This is a genomic window from Chitinophaga sp. 10T418 (genome assembly GCF_056394125.1).
In genome coordinates this window covers 647,432-664,498 of sequence record NZ_JBFTHG010000001.1, presented here as the reverse complement: position 1 = coordinate 664,498, position 17,067 = coordinate 647,432, and the positions used below count along the sequence as shown (strand labels likewise).

14 protein-coding genes are annotated in these 17,067 nt (G+C 45.3%); 5 read left to right on the top strand and 9 right to left on the bottom strand.

All coding sequences use genetic code 11. From position 1 onward, the window contains the following. Positions 1–110: 110 nt before the first annotated feature. The 7 genes from ilvC to AC1DCV_RS02750 all read right to left on the bottom strand — a co-directional run bounded on the left by ilvC (position 111) and on the right by AC1DCV_RS02750 (position 9,050). Positions 111–1,157 carry a ketol-acid reductoisomerase gene (gene ilvC, locus AC1DCV_RS02780; protein WP_370912358.1) on the bottom strand — a complete coding sequence of 349 codons (1,047 nt, stop codon included), beginning with the start codon at positions 1,155–1,157 and terminating at the stop codon, positions 111–113. Positions 1,158–1,315: 158 nt separating this feature from the next. Further along, positions 1,316–1,855 (bottom strand): acetolactate synthase small subunit, encoded by a 540-nt coding sequence (gene ilvN / locus AC1DCV_RS02775; RefSeq protein WP_441572334.1) that lies wholly within the window; start codon positions 1,853–1,855, stop codon positions 1,316–1,318. A 48-nt stretch (positions 1,856–1,903) separates the two neighbouring features. Then, a complete protein-coding gene (ilvB, locus tag AC1DCV_RS02770; protein WP_477021730.1) occupies positions 1,904–3,652 on the bottom strand; it encodes a biosynthetic-type acetolactate synthase large subunit in 1,749 nt (582 codons plus the stop codon). Next, positions 3,618–5,297, bottom strand: a complete 1,680-nt coding sequence (gene ilvD, locus AC1DCV_RS02765) for a dihydroxy-acid dehydratase (protein ID WP_477021729.1) — start codon at positions 5,295–5,297, stop codon at positions 3,618–3,620. The genes ilvB and ilvD overlap by 35 nt, the downstream gene beginning before the upstream one ends. Positions 5,298–5,609: 312 nt before the next feature. After that, positions 5,610–6,512: a branched-chain amino acid transaminase gene (locus AC1DCV_RS02760; protein ID WP_477021728.1), complete on the bottom strand. Its 903-nt coding sequence runs from the start codon at positions 6,510–6,512 to the stop codon at positions 5,610–5,612. Positions 6,513–7,062: 550 nt separating this feature from the next. Next, positions 7,063–8,160, bottom strand: a complete 1,098-nt coding sequence (locus AC1DCV_RS02755) for a phosphotransferase enzyme family protein (RefSeq protein ID WP_477021727.1) — start codon at positions 8,158–8,160, stop codon at positions 7,063–7,065. Further along, positions 8,151–9,050, bottom strand: a complete 900-nt coding sequence (locus AC1DCV_RS02750; protein ID WP_477021726.1) for a sugar phosphate nucleotidyltransferase — start codon at positions 9,048–9,050, stop codon at positions 8,151–8,153. Before AC1DCV_RS02750 ends, AC1DCV_RS02755 begins: the two co-directional genes overlap by 10 nt. A 131-nt stretch (positions 9,051–9,181) precedes the next feature. On the opposite strand from AC1DCV_RS02750, the gene AC1DCV_RS02745 reads away from it, so the two are divergent. From AC1DCV_RS02745 to AC1DCV_RS02735, 3 genes are all read left to right on the top strand, one after another. After that, the gene (locus AC1DCV_RS02745; RefSeq protein ID WP_477021725.1) at positions 9,182–10,522 is read left to right on the top strand and encodes an alpha-L-fucosidase; all 1,341 of its coding nucleotides are present in this window, start codon (positions 9,182–9,184) and stop codon (positions 10,520–10,522) included. A gap of 39 nt (positions 10,523–10,561) precedes the next feature. Next, a complete protein-coding gene (locus AC1DCV_RS02740; protein ID WP_477021724.1) occupies positions 10,562–11,455 on the top strand; it encodes a 1-aminocyclopropane-1-carboxylate deaminase/D-cysteine desulfhydrase in 894 nt (297 codons plus the stop codon). Between the two features lie 68 nt (positions 11,456–11,523). Further along, positions 11,524–12,255 (top strand): hypothetical protein, encoded by a 732-nt coding sequence (locus tag AC1DCV_RS02735; RefSeq protein WP_477021723.1) that lies wholly within the window; start codon positions 11,524–11,526, stop codon positions 12,253–12,255. Positions 12,256–12,330: 75 nt separating this feature from the next. On the opposite strand, the gene lipB is transcribed toward AC1DCV_RS02735, so the two are convergent. Beyond that, entirely contained in the window at positions 12,331–13,035 is a 705-nt protein-coding gene (gene lipB, locus AC1DCV_RS02730) for a lipoyl(octanoyl) transferase LipB (protein WP_477021722.1), read from the bottom strand. A gap of 118 nt (positions 13,036–13,153) precedes the next feature. On the opposite strand from lipB, the gene AC1DCV_RS02725 reads away from it, so the two are divergent. Continuing rightward, positions 13,154–14,227: an RluA family pseudouridine synthase gene (locus tag AC1DCV_RS02725; protein ID WP_441572343.1), complete on the top strand. Its 1,074-nt coding sequence runs from the start codon at positions 13,154–13,156 to the stop codon at positions 14,225–14,227. A 170-nt stretch (positions 14,228–14,397) separates the two neighbouring features. Beyond that, the gene (locus AC1DCV_RS02720; RefSeq protein ID WP_477021721.1) at positions 14,398–16,071 is read left to right on the top strand and encodes a gliding motility-associated C-terminal domain-containing protein; all 1,674 of its coding nucleotides are present in this window, start codon (positions 14,398–14,400) and stop codon (positions 16,069–16,071) included. Here the strand turns inward: AC1DCV_RS02720 and AC1DCV_RS02715 are convergent, their stop codons facing one another. Continuing rightward, complete coding sequence (locus tag AC1DCV_RS02715; protein ID WP_477021720.1) at positions 16,072–17,022, bottom strand: hypothetical protein; 951 nt, start codon at positions 17,020–17,022, stop codon at positions 16,072–16,074. It lies immediately after the preceding gene. Positions 17,023–17,067: the final 45 nt, after the last annotated feature.

The window sequence follows — 17,067 nt, the reverse complement described above, 5'->3', positions numbered from 1 at the left end:
GAACCGTACTTAGTAAACAGCAAGAATATTTTTCTTCTGTACTAAATACCAGCACCAATAATTTCAATAATTCGAAAATGCTTTGCCATTGTAATTTATAATAGTTGCTATTACGCGTTGTTAGGACGCAGCTTACGTACAGCCGCACCTGCCTGCCACATTTCGCTTTCGCGCAGTTCTTTCAGTTCTTCGTTCAGTTTTTCGCGATAATCAGGTGTACTGTTGGATGCGATAGAACGGGCAGCTTCTTTACCTGCAGCAACACTGGCGTACAGTTCATCGAATACTGGCTGGGTAGCAGTTTTAAACTTCTTCCACCAGTCGAGCGCACCGCGCTGAGCAGTAGTAGAGCAGTTAGCATACATCCAGTCCATACCGTTTTCTGCTACCAGTGGCATCAGGGATTGTGTCAGTTCTTCTACTGTTTCGTTGAAAGCTTCAGAAGGTGAGTGACCATTCTTACGCAGTGTTTCGTACTGAGCAGCGAAGATACCCTGGATACAACCCATCAGTGAACCACGTTCGCCGGTCAGATCGGAGAATACTTCTTTTTTGAAATCTGTTTCGAACAGGTAACCGGAACCAACGCCGATACCCAGTGCTACAACGCGTTCTTTAGCGCGGCCGGTAGCATCCTGGAAGATAGCGTAGCTGGAGTTCAGACCCTGACCAGCCAGGAACAGGCGACGGAGAGAAGTACCGGAGCCTTTAGGTGCTACCAGGATAACGTCTACATCAGCCGGAGGAATAATACCGGTTTGTTCTTTATACGTGATACCAAATCCATGGGAAAAGTATAATGCTTTACCAGGAGTCAGGTGTTGCTTTAAAGTAGGCCACAGGGTGATTTGTCCGGCATCAGACAACAGGAACTGAAGAATAGTACCTTTCTGAGCAGCTTCTTCGATATCGAATAAAGTTTCACCAGGAACCCAGCCATCAGCTACTGCTTTATCCCAGGTTTTAGAATTTTTACGTTGACCTACAATAACGTTAAAGCCATTGTCTTTCAGGTTCAGTGCCTGGCCGGGACCTTGTACGCCGTAACCAATTACTGCAATCACTTCGTTCTTCAGCACTTCCCTTGCTTTTTCCATAGGGAATTCTTCTCTGGTTACTACTTGTTCGAGTACCCCTCCAAAATTGATGGTTGCCATGTGTAGTTTTTTTTAGCTGTTAGCTATTAGCAGTTAGCTATTAGCTGAGGATTGATTTGAATGAATAATGATTTATAATTTGATAGCTTTTAGTCATTAGCAGTTAGCTTTTAGCATGCTTGTTAAAAGCTAACTGCTAATGGCTAAATGCTAAAAAGCTAAAGACTGTTTTCTGCGTCTTGTTCCTGCAGTTCTTTCAGGTGTTCGTGGAAACGGCGGCTCCATTTTACGATGGCTACCCTACCGCTCTTTGAATACTCGATCAGGCCGTATGGTTCCAGTTTCTTAATGAAATCTGTGAGTTCCTGCTGGTGGCCTGTTTTTTCAATGACAAAATAATCAGCGGTGATCGTCAGAATACGCGCATTATTTTCGCGGATCAGTCTTTCTACATCACCGGTGTGTAATGACTTGGTAGAAATCTTGTACAGCGCCAGTTCCTGGTAAACGACTTCTTCTTCCTCGTGTACAAAGGCGCGGTGTATTTCGATGAGTCTTTCTATCTGGCCTACCACTTTATCCAGCTTTTCACGTGTAGACATCACCGTTATGATGAACTTATATACGCCGGGGATCTCCGTTTCAGCCGTTGTTAAGCTGGTGATATTGATGCCCCTGCGGGTAAATATAATGGTGATACGGTTGGTTATACCTATACGATCTTCCGTATATACCGTTACTGTATATTCTTTTTGCATATACCTGTTGTGAATTACAAATGATCAATATGAATCCTTCCTGCAATGCTACTCGAGCCGGATGGTGTTGACAGGAGCGCCGGCAGGCACCATGGGGAATACGTTGTCTTCTTTTTCCACCACTACTTCCAGCAGATAAGCGCCCTGGTGAGCCAGCATTTCGTCAATGCAGGCGGATATATCTTCCCTTGCAGTTACTTTTTTGCCGGGGATATAAAATCCTTTGGCAACCTGTACAAAGTCGGGATTGACCATTTCAGTAGAGGAATAGCGTTTGTCGAAGAACAGTTGCTGCCATTGTCTTACCATGCCAAGGAAATTGTTATTCAGGATCACTATTTTCACACCGATCTGTGACTGGTGAATAGTGGCCAGTTCCTGCAGGGTCATCTGGAAGCAACCATCACCGATGATCGCTACTACTTCTTTTTCGGGGGTGCCTGTTTTGGCGCCCATAGCAGCCGGCAGTGAAAAGCCCATAGTACCCATACCACCGGAAGTGATATTGGTATTAGGATTTTTGAAACGGTAATAGCGGGAAGCCACCATCTGGTGCTGACCTACATCTGTTACCAATACTGCTTCGCCTTTGGTTTTTTCTGAAATAAGGCGGATTACTTCTGCCATCTTCAGTTCACCTTCCTGCGGATACAGTTCTGCATGCTGTACTTTATCATATTCCTTTTTATCAGCGGCGCGGAATTCTTCCAGCCAGGCCGCATGTTCAGCAGGGTTTACCTGTTGTATCAATGCCGTCAGGGCTTCTTTAGCATCTGCGTGTACGGGTACGTCCGCTTTAATGATTTTATGTATCTCAGCGGCATCGATTTCGATATGAATCACTTTGGCGTTGGGTACATAGCTTTCCACATCACCGGTTACACGGTCATCGAAGCGCATCCCAACTGCAATAATCACATCGGCTTCGCCGGTGAGCATATTAGGACCGTAGTTACCGTGCATACCCAGTAAACCTACATACAGCGGGTGATCTACCGGTACAGCAGAAAGGCCGAGCAGTGTAATCCCCATAGGAATCTGTGCTTTTTCAGCCAGTGCAATCAGTTCTTTTTCGGCGCCGGATAATAATACACCGTGACCGCAAAGAATGAATGGTTTTTTCGCGTTATTGATCAGTGCTGCTGCAGCGGCTACTGCTTCCGGATTTAATTCAGGAACGGGGCGGTAGCTGCGGATATAATCGCATTTTTTGTATTCATATTCGAACTCGCCGAATTGGGCATTTTTGGTGATATCTACCAGTACCGGGCCTGGACGGCCGCTACGGGCAATATAAAATGCTTTGGCCATAGCGCCTGGAATATCTTCTGCGCGGGTTACCTGAATATTCCATTTAGTGATAGGCATGGTAATACCAATCACATCTGTTTCCTGGAAAGCATCGGTACCTAACAGGGCAGCGGCTACCTGGCCGGTTATGCATACCATTGGGGTACTGTCCATGTATGCATCTGCCAAACCTGTTACCAGGTTGGTAGCGCCAGGACCTGAAGTAGCAAATGCCACTCCTACCTTGCCGGAACTGCGTGCATATCCCTGAGCGGCGTGTGTAGCACCCTGTTCATGACGGACGAGTATATGACGAACCTGATCCTGAAAATCGTAGAGGGCATCATAAATAGGCATGATCGCCCCGCCGGGATAACCGAAAATAGTGTCTACACCTTCTTCTACGAGGGCGCGGATCACTGCTTCGGAGCCTGTAATCACAGGTTTAACAGTTAATTGCTTATCTGCTATCTCAGGCTTCATCGGTAACACATCCTTCTGTTGCATTTTTAACAAGTTTTGCGTACTTAAATAAGATTCCATTGGATGCTTTCAATGCGGGTTGTATCCACTGTGCCCTGCGGGCTGCCAGTTCTTCCTCACTTACTTCCACATTGATAAAATTCTTTGTTGCATCTATTTCGATGATGTCGTTGTCTTTTACGAGGGCAATGTTACCACCTTCAAAAGCTTCGGGGGTAATATGTCCTACTACAAATCCGTGGGTACCACCGGAGAAGCGGCCATCGGTGATCAGTGCCACGCTTTTGCCTAATCCCACGCCCATGATGGCGCTGGTAGGTTTCAGCATTTCCGGCATACCAGGTGCACCTTTAGGGCCTACCTGGCGGATCACCACCACATCTCCTTCTTTCACTTTACCGGAGGTGATACCGGCAATCAGTTCAAATTCGCCGTCAAATACGCGGGCAGGGCCTCTGAAGCGCTCGCCTTCTTTGCCGGTGATTTTAGCAACGGAACCTTCTGTAGCGAGATTACCGTAGAGGATTTGTATGTGTGCAGTTGGTTTCAGTGGTTTTTCCAGCGGAACGATAATGTCCTGGGTGCTGAAATCTATATCTGCCACGTTTTCCAGGTTTTCGGCGATTGTTTTACCAGTTACGGTCATGCAGTGGCCGTGTATATATCCTTTCTTCAGGAGGTATTTCATTACCAGTGGAACGCCGCCAATGTTGTGCAGGTCTTCCATCAGGTATTTACCACTTGGTTTAAGGTCGGCGATCAGCGGTGTTTTGTCGCTGATGCGCTGAAAATCTTCCAGTCTAACGGAAACGCCTACTGATTTTGCGATAGCAATGAAATGCAGTACAGCGTTGGTGCTGCCACCTAAAGCCATGATAATGGTGAGCGCATTTTCGAATGCCTCTTTCGTCATGATGTCTCTTGGCTTAATATCTCTTTCGAGGAGCAGGCGGATGTATTGGCCTGCAGCGAGGCATTCTTCCTTTTTATCCTTGCTCAACGCGGGGTTGGATGAGCTGTAGGGCAGGCTCATACCGAGTGCTTCGATAGCGGAAGACATGGTATTAGCGGTATACATGCCACCACAGGCACCTGCACCGGGGCAGGAATTTTGTACGATGCCTTTGAAATCGCCTTCATCCAGCTTGCCGGCCATTTTCTGACCTAAAGCTTCAAATGCTGAGATGATGTTGAGATCCTGGCCTTTGTATTTTCCGGGAGCGATGGTTCCGCCGTACACCATGATAGAAGGGCGGTTAAGGCGACCCATAGCCATCAGGGAACCGGGCATATTTTTATCGCAGCCTGGAACGGTGATCAGCGCGTCGTAATACTGCGCGCCTGCAACAGTTTCAATGGAATCTGCAATCAGATCACGGCTAACGAGGGAATAACGCATACCTGGAGTACCATTGCTCATACCGTCACTGACCCCGATGGTATGAAAAATAAGTCCTACCAGATCATTTGCCCAGACGCCTTTTTTCACGTCCTGAGCCAGGTCATTCAGGTGCATATTGCAGGTGTTACCATCATAGCCCATGCTGACGATGCCCACCTGTGCTTTTTTCAGGTCTTCCTCTGTTAAACCAATTCCGTACAACTGAGCCTGGGCAGCTGGTTGTGTAGGGTCTTGTGTGATCGTTTTGCTATACTTATTTAATTCCATTGCTTTTAGTTATTACCGGGGTTACTGCTGTTTATAGTAACCCTATTTTAAAACTTCTCCACAAATTACCCGGTAGCGTCCTCATATTCAAACCAACAATTTCCAATAAACCGGTCTTCAAATCTGTCTTTTGAGTCTTCATATCCTTTACAGTAAAGGATTGTAAGTTTTTCGATTTACAACCTTCAAGAGTGAAAGCTGAAGGCAGAAAGCAGAAAGCTATTGTGTAGTCTGAAGGCCTTTTGCCATTATTTGTTAGCACAGTCGCTAAAGGCGTCCGCTTCCATAGCTTTTTGCTTTCTGCTTTACGCTTTACGCCAACTGCGCTTCGCGTTGAAATACTTTTCCCAATACTCTGGCTTTGTAGGCCTGTTGGAGCACTTTACCCAGTGACTGTGCCCATGGTTTGCTGAAAGACTGGCCATCCAGGGAGTCGAGGCCAATCAGTTCTGCAGCGGTACCACAGAAGAAAGCACCTTCGGCTTCTTTGAGTTCAGGAATGGTAAATAATTTTTCTTCCAGTGGGATATTCAGTTCCTGGCAAAGCTCGATAACAGTGGCGCGGGTGATGCCTGGGAGGATGTTACCGGCGGGAGGAGTATATATTTTGCCGTCTTTTTCGAAGAAGATGTTAGCACCGGGGCCTTCTGCAACGTAGCCATTCATATCGAGGAGAAGTGCTTCATCGTAGCCTTTTTCTTTTGCTTCCTGCGAGGCCAGTATGGAGTTTACGTAGAGGCCGGCCGACTTGGATTCAATTTTGAAGGCTTTGGGATTGGGTCGTTCGTAAGAGGAAGTCATTACGCGCAACAGTTTTTCTCCCAGGTAAGCTCCCCATTCCCATGCGCAGATCAGGATTTGTGATTCTGCAGCGGCTTTCAGGGTCATGTTAGGCGGACAGAAAACCAGTGGTCTGATGTAAGCTTCTTCCATGTTGTTCATCTCCAGTATTTTATAACAAGCAGCGATCAGCTCTTCGTTATCAAACTTGTACGGGATGTGGATGAGCTCACAGGAGCGCTTCAGGCGATCGAAGTGTTCTTTCGCTTTAAAGATTTTCACTTCACCGTTAGCGGTTTTGTAGGCGCGGATGCCTTCAAATACTGCATAACCGTAGTGGAGTGACTGGCCATACAGGTCTGTTGTAGCTGCGTTTGCCTTGGTGTACTCACCGTTGATGTAAAGAAAGGTGTTGTCGTTGTAATAGCTATACATAAAATTGAAATTATACAAGGGAATATACAGTCCAAAAAAAAGCCTTCCTCTTTGCGGAGGAAGGCGTTATATTTTGTGATTATATGCACGTTTACCTATCCTCCATACTGGTGGCTAATAATGACAACGACGATAATCACGACCTTCGTGATAGCCCAGTTGAGCTGAGGTACGATGTGATTAAGTTTTATGTTGTCTTTATTTACCCACATGGGAGGTCTTATTTTCTTTAGTGTTTCTACAAAAGTATTCGTGAAAAAAATAAAAAACAATAACCTCCCCAATATTTCGTGAAAAATTAATCACATTAAGCGTTTTTGAAAATATTTAAAAAAAGAGGTCGATAGTTGTGTGTTTTCTAAACAAATCAATATATCGTTATAAATTAATCTGCTGATTTTGTGTACAAAAGACGCGGATAAGGGGGATTTTGGGCCCTGTTTTCAGAAAGCAGGGGGTAAATTGGGGGCAAAAAAAATCCCGGTGCAGGAAGCACCGGGATAAAATGATTTCATTTCACTTACTGTTCACGTTCTAAAAATGATTTCATTTACTGTTCACTTGTTACGCTGACGTGCAGGCATTTGTCAATGATTCCCTGCAGCACCGTTTCTTTTTCCATGAGCCGCTGTAATAGTACCAATTGGTTTTGGGCGCGGTCGTAATTGTGTGTCGGATACTTGATTGGGTAGTATACATCACCGTTTAAGTAGTCGGTGAGGAACCTGATACCCTGCATATAGATCATGAACTTCCCGGCAAAGAACAGTTGTTCTTTTTCTACTTTTGTTAAAGTACCGCCTATCTCTGCGAGGTACCCCTGCATCAGGGCTTCGTAGTATTCTTCGCGGATAACGATCTGGCTGAAATCTCTTTCTTCTTCAGAAACCGGGCAAACATAAGTGCGTACCATGTCACCAAGATCTGAGATGATTTTTCCGGGCATCAGGGTATCCAGGTCGCAAACACATATACCTTCATAAGTATCCTTGTTGAGCAATACGTTATTGATTTTGGTATCGTGGTGCATCAGATGGTCCCTGAATTCGGGATTCGTTTTCAGTTGTTCATACGTTACAGCGATGTCAGAATAGCGGAGGAATTCTTCAATCATCTCTTCTGCTTCAGCTTTCCTGTCTTCCTTAGCAGTACGGATGGCATCCTGGAAGGCGCTGTACCGTAGGGTAAGGTTGTGAAAGTTTGGAATAGAAGCTTTAAACGGCTTCAGGTCAATTCCCGAAAGGTAACTGGCGAGGCGGCCAAACTGTTTGGCTGCTTCAAACGCCTGCTTTGGGTTGTCGGCCTGATCTACCGTTACGGAATCCGCAATAAAAGGGATCATTCTCCAGTATTCGTTGTCAATTACAAAGAGCTCTTCCCCATTAACCGTGGGGATCGGCGTAATAAACAGATAGCCGGGATGATGAACTGCCAGGTAATCTGCTGCCATTCTTTGGTTGGCGGCGATAACATCTGGTTCCTTAAATACGTTTACATTGATTTTTTGTAAAACGTATCTACTGCCGTCCTGCTTTTTTTCGAGCAAAAAAGTGTTGTTGATGTGTCCTGATCCAAATTTTCGGACATTTAATCCTTCAGGCTCAAGTCCAAAAGCCTGAAGGATCTTCGTGTTGGGTTTTATTTCCATAAATTGTCTGGATATTCTCCATTCTCAACCAGCGCCGATAAGCTGGCCTGCACTCCTGGTGCATCTTCTTTGTAAGTTACACCAAACCATTTAGCGCTGGTAGGTATTACTTTTACCTGGCCTATATTCCGGCGGGTAAATTCGTCAGCAACGATCGTAATAAAGAATTCCGATTTAGGGTTGCTGAGGTTTTTATCCAGGAATTCGTTGAATAGGCCCTGGCTCAGTTCAAATACACTCGGATGAAATCCCCAGAAGTTCATGGATACCGGGGTATCTGCAGCCAGCGGATGTTTGCTGCCGTCTGCTTCTTCATAAACGATCTGACCGCTTTCCGGGTATATTTTTGTTCTTTCGTTGATAGCAGCAAGATTGCCACCACTCACTTCGCATACGCCGCGGGAAACAGAACCGTGCTCACTGATCGTTTTGCCCAGTTCATAGCCTACCACGCTGTATACGTCCGGCTTGCATTCATTATTCAGGAAAGCAGCCATTTTAACGAAAGCATCGGTACCATAGAAATCATCTGCATTAATTACCGCAAATGGTTCATTGATAGCGTTTTTCGCGCAAAGGACAGCATGCGCGGTGCCCCATGGCTTGGTCCTGTCGGCAGGAACCGCATGGTCACCTACAAATGCATCCATCTCCTGGTATACATAATCAACAGCCACGCGGCCTTTGAGCTTAGGTTCAAAGATTTCTTTGAAATCAGCTGCAAAATTTTCGCGGATGATGAACACTATTTTTCCAAAACCGGCGCTGATAGCGTCGTAAATAGAGTAGTCTATGATAGTTTCTCCGCTGGGGCCAAATTCCTGGATCTGCTTTAAACTGCCATATCGACTGGCCATACCGGCCGCCAAAATCAATAAAGTCGGTTGCATTTTTTTGATATTAGTTTTATAATTGTCAATTATTTACCTAAAAATATCGGCGTTAAATTTAATCATTAAAACTATTTTCACACTTTCTTTTTGTGGAGAACACCTTTTTTAAAGATTAATTAAACCGAACAATGAAGAGATTACTAGTGCTGGGAGCCTTTGCCATGCAGCTTCTAACTACTGCCAATGCGCAACAGAAAACAAATCCGGAAGAGATTAAAGAAAAAATGCAATGGTTTGCCGATGCCAAACTGGGCATATTTATCCACTGGGGCATTTATTCAGTCAACGGAATCGATGAATCCTGGTCATTCCACAACAAAAAAATATCTTATCCTGACTACATGCAGCAGCTGAAAGGCTTTACTGCAAGTAATTACGATCCACAAGCCTGGGCCGATCTGATCAAAGCATCCGGCGCCCGTTATGCAGTAATGACCACCAAACACCACGATGGCGTGGCTTTGTGGGATAGCAAATACAGCAAACTGGATGTTGCTAACAGTACTCCCGCTAAAAGAGACGTGCTCACGCCCTTCTACGCTGCATTGCGGCGCGATAGTATCAAATGTGGTGCCTATTTTTCCCTGATCGACTGGAGTCATAACGATTATCCGCAGTTCCTGAAAGACAGTAACCGCTACGATATCAAGGCCCAGCCTGAAAGATGGCAGCGCTTCCTGAAGTACTACGAAGGACAAATGGCTGAGGTGATGACCAAGTTCAACCCGGACCTGTGGTGGTTTGACGGCGACTGGGAACACTCTCCCGAAGAATGGGAAGCTCCCAAAATGCGTAACATGCTCACCACCCATAACCCCAAAACCATCATCAACGGGCGTTTACAAGGTTATGGAGATTATGAAACACCAGAACAGAATTTTCCGGTATCCCGTCCAAAGTACCACTGGTGGGAACTTTGCATGACCATCAACAACAATTGGGGATGGCAGCCACAGGACAACAACTGGAAAACACCTTTCGAAATCATTACCATCTTCGTAGATGCTGTCAGCAATGGCGGTAACCTCCTGCTGGACATAGGCCCTAAAGCCGATGGTACGATCCCTGCAGAAGAAGTAACAATGTTGAAAGAACTGGGCGCCTGGAACCAACGCAACGGAGAAGCAGTGTTCAATACCAACGCCGGTATTCCGCAGGGCCACTTCTATGGTCCAACTACCCTCTCTAAAGATTCCAGCACCCTCTACCTGTTCCTGCCCGCCAAAACCAGCGGCCAGGTAATGGTGAAAGGGCTCACCAATAAAATTGAAAGCATTACGATGTTAGGCAGCGGACAACAGCTGACCCACAAAGTAGTTGGTAAAATTTCCTGGAGCCCGGTACCCGGACTCGTATTTATAGATGTACCGGAACAAGGACAGGATAAATACATCACCGTGCTGAAAGTGAAGCTGGATAAGGCCGTAAAGCTGTACAGAGGACAGGGAGGATTTTTAACGAATGATTAAGTGAAGTTTGTCTGACCTTCGCAACTCAGACAATTGACAATGCTCACTTACGATAATATTACTTTAGAAGCAATTCATACCACATGGCTGCCGGATCGTATCCAGGCAGCCATGCTGCGTTTGGATAAGATTCATCCGGAAGTATCAGGGAATAAATGGTTTAAGCTGAAAGAAAATATAACAACGGCCATCTCCCATGGAAACAACGGTTTGCTCACTTATGGCKGCGCTTATTCCAATCATATTGCTGCCACTGCATTGGCTTGTAAGGAAGCAGGACTACCCTGTGTGGGGATTATTCGGGGAGAAGAACATTATCCCCAACTGAACCACACACTTCAAACAGCAGACGATAACGGCATGGGGTTGATTTTCGTTAGCCGGGAAGATTATCGCAATGGCAAAGCAAAAGAGCTATGGGAAACCTTTTATCCGGACTACCATGTAGTTCCCGAAGGCGGTCATAACGCTCTGGGTGCCAGAGGCTGCGAAGAAATTCTTCCCATCTTCCCCACTACTGATTTCACACATATCCTCTGTGCAGCAGGCACCGGTACTACCCTTGCTGGCCTCATCAACAGTGCATTGCCACATCAGCAGGTAATTGGTATCCCGGTATTAAAAGGGGCACAATACCTGGAAAAAGAAGTCAGCGACCTGCTACACCCCGGTACTACCGCGCATTGGGAGCTATTACATGACTATCACGGTGGAGGATATGCGAAGAAATCACCTGCACTTATAGATTTTATCAATACTTTTTATGCAGACACCGGCATTCCTACTGATATAATTTATACGGGTAAACTTGTCATGGCTTTCCGTGATTTGGTCCAGCAGGGCTACTTTCCGGACAACAGCAAAGTATTATTAATACATACCGGTGGACTGCAAGGCAATCTTTCCCTATCACCCGGCGTTCTATCCTTTTAAAAACTGTTCATTATATTTGAACGGTAGTGTATTTTTGCCAACTTAAAGCGCCTCACGGAATAATCAGTATGAAGCAATTAGTGCGTATAACTTTTGTTATTGGAATATTTTTATTGACCGCATTTACAGGACAGGCCCAGGAACAGGAGTATGTTCCACCGGTACTCCCTAACTTCGCGGCCTCCATTAAAACCGGCAAAATACAGCTGGACTGGATATCCGGCTTTACACAGGTAAAAGAAATTGGTATACAACGGTCGCTCGACAGCGTACTGAACTTCAATACCATTGGCTACGCCAGCTATCCTACTCAAACAAGGAATGCTTACCTGGACAACAAGCCTTTACCTGGCAGTAACTATTATCGTTTGTTCATTTTATTCACCAATGGCCGGTTTATGTATAGCAAAACCGTACTGGCATTGTCCGACAGCACCATCCGTGCTGATCAGAAACTGCAGTATGCTGATATTAAAGATGCCGCCAAAGGTCTGAGAGGCAAAGAGCAGGAAAACAAAGAACCGGAAAGAGTGCTGTGGCACCCATCTAACTATATTTATACTACTGCCGATGGCAACATCAACATCAAACTGCCGGATGCCCTGCAAAAGAAATACTCCGTTAAGTTTTACGAATCCAACGGCGCCTTTCTTTTTGACATAGATCGTATCAAAGCTCCCTTCCTTATTTTGGAGAAAGCCATTTTCCTGCATGCAGGCTGGTTTAACTTTGAAATATTTGAAGAAGGTAAACTGAAAGAGAAGTGGAACCTGTTTATTCCGCTGAACTATAAAATGTAATTAATTTGCCGTACTGGCATAAAAATGAAGGCCCGTATGGAATACCATACGGGCCTTCATTTTTATATTGTTATGTTACACCATCTCTGCCTCAAACACTTCTCCGAAGTGCTTGCTCAGTCTTGCTTTCACTTCTTCCATACTTACCTCCCGGCCCAGCTCTTTGTCGAGTGAAGCCACCTTCTTATCTGCTATCCCACACGCGATGATATTATTAAAATAATCCATAAGGGTATTTACATTCAAAGCGAAGCCGTGCATGGTTACCCAGCGGCTGCAACGCACGCCCATAGCGCATATCTTACGGGCCTTTTCTTTATCGTGGGGATCAAGCCATACACCGGTTTCTCCTTTGGAGCGGTCGCCGGTTACACCGTAATCCGCCAGGGTGCGAATGATGACTTCTTCCAGAAAGCGCAGGTATTTGCCGATGTCGGTAAAAAAATTCTCCAGGTCCATAATCGGATAGCCAACTACCTGACCAGGCCCATGAAAGGTAATATCTCCGCCGCGGTTGGTAGGTACAAAGCCTATCCCCTGCTCCTGCAGCTCCTTTTCAGAGATCAGCAGGTTTTCCATATGTCCGCTTTTGCCAATAGTATATACCGGAGGATGTTCGCAAAACAACAGGTAATTAGTAGTAGGCTTGGGTGACTGATCGGCCACATGGGACTTCAACTGCACATTTTCCTTCAACAACTGTTCCTGGTAATCCCAGGCTGCCTGGTATGCTATTACGCCGAGGTCTTTTACTACAATCTGTTGCTTTACTTTTTCCATGGTCATTATTGGTCTTTTCAGCTGCGCAAAGGTACGCCAAATCGCCGTGATACGGAACATTTGCACAGATGGCTGCTAAACTGGCAACTAAACTTTACCTTTGCAAAAAATTATATTAATGGCTGAAGAATTGCTGGAACTGGAAGATGAGCTGGATAATGGTGATGGCAGCGAGGAACTATATGAGAAAATCAATATGGTGGTGGACAAAGGTCAGGAGCCACTGCGTATTGATAAATTCCTCACGGCCCGCATAGAAGGCGCCACCCGCAATAAGATACAACAAGCCCTCGATGGTGAAATGGTAATTGTGAACGATAAACCCGTTAAAGCAAATTACAAGATCAAACCATTGGACAAGATTGTTGTGTTTTCTAACCGGAACCCGGAGAATACGGACATTATCCCACAGGAGTTACCACTGAATATTGTATTTGAAGATGAGGATATCATGATCATCGACAAACCTGCCGGCCTGGTAGTACATCCCGGCTGCGGTAACCGCGATGGTACACTGGTAAATGGATTATCCTGGTATCTGGGCGATAAAACCCAGGTAACAGAACCGGAAATACCCCGGTTTGGACTGGTACACCGTATCGACAAAAATACCAGTGGCTTGCTGGTCATCGCCAAATCTCCCAAAGCGATGAACGACCTGGCGAAACAATTTTTTGATCACACCGTGCATCGCCGCTACATTGCACTGGTTTGGGGCGATTTTGAAGAAGATGAAGGAACCGTAGTAGCCCACGTAGGCCGCCACCAACGGTTACGTAAAATCATGGATGCATATCCTGATGGGGAATATGGTAAAGAAGCCATCACCCACTACCGCGTACTGGAACGCTTTAATTATGTAACGATGGTGGAATGCAGACTGGAAACCGGCCGTACCCACCAGATCCGTGTACATATGCAACATATAGGTCACTCGCTCTTTAACGATGAAACCTATGGTGGTAACCGGATTGTAAAAGGAACGGTATACACCAAGTACAAACAGTTTGTAGAAAACTGTTTTGAAATCATGCCTCGTCACGCCCTGCATGCACAACAGCTGGGCTTCATACATCCCCGCACCCGCGAGCAGATGTATTTCGAAAGTGCTTTACCTTCCGACTTTACCTCCGTACTGGAAAAATGGAAAAGATATATTTCAGCGAGACCGCTGAAAGACGATGAAGTGTAATGATATAATTGTTATTTAAAAGGCGTCAGAGCGGTTGATAAACCATCTGACGCCTTTTAGTTTCATACACTTAGCACTTTACTTAACAAAGAAATCAGATAATTCATTGTTATTATTATAAATATTCTACATACTTTAAGCTATCTTAGCAGCAATTACCATGTCATTGCATGAGAAGCCAATTACCAAGATCCTTTCGCATCCTATATCTTTTACCGGTTTTACTGGTATGCTGCCTGTTTACCAACAGCACCGCCGCACAAGGCAAAACACCGTTTACGGTATCATCTACCTGTGTGAATGATACTTCCTTCTTCCAGATAATCACCCCTGCAGGCATTGATTCTGTAAAGTGGTTTTTCGGAGATCCATTATCCGCTGATAAGGATTCTTCCAAAACCATGCGCGCGTTCCATATCTACCATAATATTGGTACTTATACAGACACGCTGGTGGCCTGGCGCAGAGGGATACCTGATACTACCATCCAACAAATAACGATTGTAACACCTGTTTTTTTTGATCTCGGTCCACAGGATGTCACTTTGTGCGAAGGCTCCACCATGACGCTGAATGCCCCGGTAATACCCGGCGCTAGGTATCTCTGGCAGGACAGTTCCACCGGTAGCAGCATCCTCGTAGATACCTCTAAAACCTATAAAGTATCCATCAACGGATGTCCTAACCCGGATTCTGTGAATGTTTTTTATACTCCTATTCCAAAAATAGATCTGGGCAAGGATCTTATTTTATGTACCGGAGAACATATTGCACTGGATGCTACAGCGCAGAACTGCACATATAAATGGAACACTGGTAATACAGAGCCTACACAGGAGGTAACAACATCAGGCACCTATCATGTAGATGTGTTTCCGAAAGGTTGCGCCCCGATTTCAGACGATATCACCATTACCTTTACCGGTACGCCCTATCCTTTTTCGTTAGGAGCGGATACCCTGCTTTGTCCGGGTGAATCTATCAGGATAGCACCCAATATTCCGGAAGCCACCAAATGGGAATGGAGTACCGGCGCAACCACACCGGCAGTAACGATTAATAACACCACCAATCTTTGGGCACTGGTGGAAATCAATCATATCTGTAGCGTTGTCGATACTATTTTCATTAATTATAACCGGCTCAAGAAACTGAACCTGGGTAATGACACCACTATCTGCAAAGGCAATTTCCTTGTGCTGACAGCGGATTTCGGTAATGGCACCTATCTCTGGCAGGATGGATCCGATCAGGCCACCTATTATGTTACCAAACCGGGCTACTATTATGTGCATGCCAAAATAGGCAGGTGCGAATCTTTCGATAGTATCTCCGTATCATATGAAGATACCCTACGGGTGAACCTTGGTCCGGATACGCTGCTCTGCAGAAATGAAGTATACCAGTTACGCGCTACCGGCGCCGGCGGCGGTATTTACAAATGGCAGGACAGTACCAGCACGCCTATGTACACTGTTACACAGCCTGGTTTGTACGCCATTGTAGCTTATAATAGCTGCGGTAAAACTGCCGATTCCATTGTAGTCCGGTACCACGACTGTGCTTGTCAGTTATTTTTCCCAACCGCCTTCACGCCTAACGGTGATGGCAGGAATGATTATTTCCGGCCGGTCTACCGGTGTCCCATATACGATTATACCATAAGTATTTACAATCGCTGGGGCGAACGGGTGTTTTACACCACCGATCCGCAGGTGGGCTGGACAGGGCGTGTAAATGGCAAAATGGCGGATGTAGCTACCTATGTGTGGGTAGTAGATTATAAAGAGGTAGACACAAGAATACCGGTGCATAAGTCCGGGACGATCACGCTGATTAATTAGTTACTGTGCAGCAGTAAAATTTACAAATTTCGCTACGAAAATGGCGGTTTCTCTTTTTTTGAAAGGCACATTCCAGGTACCATTATAGGTAACCAGTGAAGGTATGAGTAGTCCGTTAAATTTGGTCATCTGCACGTTCATCTTCACATTAAAGTCAAACAGCATTGTTTTATAGGAGAGGGCATATTTACGGCCTACAATTTCAAAATTATCTTTGTTAAACCAGGTGATCAGCTCATCAATTACCACATCGGCTCTATCAATACGACTCAGGCCGGGTTTTGCTTTGGCAGTAAACACATAGCAAGGGGTGCCATCTACATAATTTTCTGCGGAGATAGAGAAGTCATAAAAGCGCATCACTTCATTGCTGAAGATAGCTACTTTTTGTCCTACGATAGGTACACCACGGATAGGTTTTCCGGGATTAAAGATCAGTTGTTTCAACTGGGCTTTGTGCCTGGCCAGGCTCCCGTTAGAGCGTTCCGGTGCTTCGCCGGCATCATCTACACAAATAGTGCCTTTGGTAAAAAACAGATTAGCATATAATTCTGCGGTGTAATAATTGTAATTGCCTTTGCGGGTGTAGAAGTCGCCGGTTATTTTTTCATTGGCCACCTTCATGGTCATGCATTTCCCTTTTACGTCCTGGTGGGTTTCATTGTACAGGGATGCCTGTATGGCGGCCTTTTTATCCAGGATTTGTATATCGTTTACGGCATCGAAACCTACAATATGTAAATTTTTGAATGCACGATAAAAGGTGGTGTCATCTTCCACCCTTTTAATAAAACTATTAACGTCGAAGCCTATACGTTTTGCAGCAACAATTACTTCATCCAGATTAACCGTCATTCCTTTATACCGGGCAGTGTCCTGAGCTGTAAGTTGTAAGTAGGTTAACAGACAGAGCACCACGGTTCCGCCTATACTTTTCCATAAATGTGACATGGCTGCAATTTAATAAAAAAGCTGAAAGCGTAAAGCATAAAGCAA

Bases quoted from the DNA above. Each gene is read 5' to 3' on its own strand.
- ilvC (WP_370912358.1), bottom strand. From the start codon at position 1,157: ATGGCAACCATCAATTTTGGAGGGGTACTCGAACAAGTAGTAACCAGA.
- ilvN (WP_441572334.1), bottom strand. From the start codon at position 1,855: ATGCAAAAAGAATATACAGTAACGGTATATACGGAAGATCGTATAGGT.
- ilvB (WP_477021730.1), bottom strand. From the start codon at position 3,652: ATGCAACAGAAGGATGTGTTACCGATGAAGCCTGAGATAGCAGATAAG.
- ilvD (WP_477021729.1), bottom strand. From the start codon at position 5,297: ATGGAATTAAATAAGTATAGCAAAACGATCACACAAGACCCTACACAA.
- AC1DCV_RS02760 (WP_477021728.1), bottom strand. From the start codon at position 6,512: ATGTATAGCTATTACAACGACAACACCTTTCTTTACATCAACGGTGAG.
- AC1DCV_RS02755 (WP_477021727.1), bottom strand. From the start codon at position 8,160: ATGGAAATAAAACCCAACACGAAGATCCTTCAGGCTTTTGGACTTGAG.
- AC1DCV_RS02750 (WP_477021726.1), bottom strand. From the start codon at position 9,050: ATGCAACCGACTTTATTGATTTTGGCGGCCGGTATGGCCAGTCGATAT.
- AC1DCV_RS02745 (WP_477021725.1), top strand. From the start codon at position 9,182: ATGAAGAGATTACTAGTGCTGGGAGCCTTTGCCATGCAGCTTCTAACT.
- AC1DCV_RS02735 (WP_477021723.1), top strand. From the start codon at position 11,524: ATGAAGCAATTAGTGCGTATAACTTTTGTTATTGGAATATTTTTATTG.
- lipB (WP_477021722.1), bottom strand. From the start codon at position 13,035: ATGGAAAAAGTAAAGCAACAGATTGTAGTAAAAGACCTCGGCGTAATA.
- AC1DCV_RS02725 (WP_441572343.1), top strand. From the start codon at position 13,154: ATGGCTGAAGAATTGCTGGAACTGGAAGATGAGCTGGATAATGGTGAT.
- AC1DCV_RS02720 (WP_477021721.1), top strand. From the start codon at position 14,398: ATGAGAAGCCAATTACCAAGATCCTTTCGCATCCTATATCTTTTACCG.
- AC1DCV_RS02715 (WP_477021720.1), bottom strand. From the start codon at position 17,022: ATGTCACATTTATGGAAAAGTATAGGCGGAACCGTGGTGCTCTGTCTG.